2 pseudogenes are annotated in these 1,161 nt (G+C 74.5%); one reads left to right on the forward strand and one right to left on the reverse strand.

Annotated elements, in window-relative coordinates:
- Positions 1-70 (forward strand): annotated as a pseudogene (locus EAO71_RS39715) (GntR family transcriptional regulator); the annotation flags it as partial.
- Here EAO71_RS39715 and EAO71_RS21830 read toward each other — a convergent pair.
- A pseudogene (locus EAO71_RS21830) lies at positions 64-1,113 on the reverse strand (aldose epimerase family protein); the annotation flags it as partial. The pseudogenes EAO71_RS39715 and EAO71_RS21830 overlap by 7 nt on opposite strands.
- Positions 1,114-1,161 lie beyond the last annotated feature (48 nt).

Here is a 1,161-nt window from a genome sequence, read left to right on the forward strand (position 1 = left end):
GGAGGCCCTCAAGACGCTCGCCGGCAGCGGGCTGGTCGTGATGAGCCAGTACAAGGGCGCCACCGTGCGGCGGTGGTCCGTGGTCCCCGGGCGCAGCACCGGGCTCGGATAGTCGGCCCGGTTCGGGGCGTCGGGGAAGTGCTGGGTCTCCAGGCACACCGCGCCGTGACGTTCCAGCGGCCGCCCCGTGGCGTCGGTGAGCGTGCCGTCCAGCTGGTTGGCGGTGTACACCTGTACGCCCGGCGCCGTGGTCCACACCTCCATCACGCGGGTCTCCTCCGGAGTCGCGAGCCGGGCGGCGCGCCGCAGCCGCCCCGTCTGCCGTCCCGGTCCGGACYGGGCCCAGCAGTGGTCGAAGCCGCCGGCGCGCCGGATCTGTTCGTCCCCGTCCGCCAGGACGCGCTCGCCGAGCGGTCGGGGCGACGTCAGGTCGAAGGGGGTGCCCGCCACCTCCGCGAGGGGCCCGAGCGGGATGCCCTCGGTGTCCACCGGCAGGTAGGCCGCGCCGTCCACCTGGAGCGTGTGCCCCAGGACGTCGCCGTCCGCGGCGAGGTTGAAGTAGGCGTGGTTGCTCAGGCTGACGACGGTCGCCCGGTCGGTGGTCGCCGTGCACTCCAGCGACAGGGTTCCGGCCGCGTCGAGGGTGTACGTCGCCGTGACGTCGAGCGCGCCGGGGAACCCCATGTCCCCGTGGGGGCTGTGCAGGTCCAGCCGGAGGGCGGCCGTGTCCCCGTCGGTGAGGGGGGTCGCGCGCCACACCTTGGTGTCGAAGCCCTCGGGGCCGCCGTGCAGGGCGTGGCCGCGGTCGTTGACCGGCACCTGGTGGCCGGCGCCGTCGAGGACGAAGCGGCCGTGGGCGATGCGGTTGGCGTAGCGGCCGATCAGCGCGCCGAGGTACGGGCTCTTCTCGGCGTACTGGTCGAGCGAGGGGAGCGACAGGACCACGGAGTCGGTGCGGCCCCGGGTGTCGGGCACGCCCAGCGTGTGCAGGATGCCGCCGTAGGTGAGGATCTCGGCGTACACACCGGAGCGGGATTCCAGCCGCCACAGGTCGACGTCGTCTCCGCTCGGGGCGGTGCCGAAGGGCCGGTGGCCGATGGTGGGTCGGGGCATGATGAGTCCTCGGGGCAGGCGGATGGCCGGCCGGAGCCGGGGCGGGGA

The organism is Streptomyces sp. MS191 (assembly GCF_008042125.1).
GTDB lineage: Bacteria > Actinomycetota > Actinomycetes > Streptomycetales > Streptomycetaceae > Streptomyces.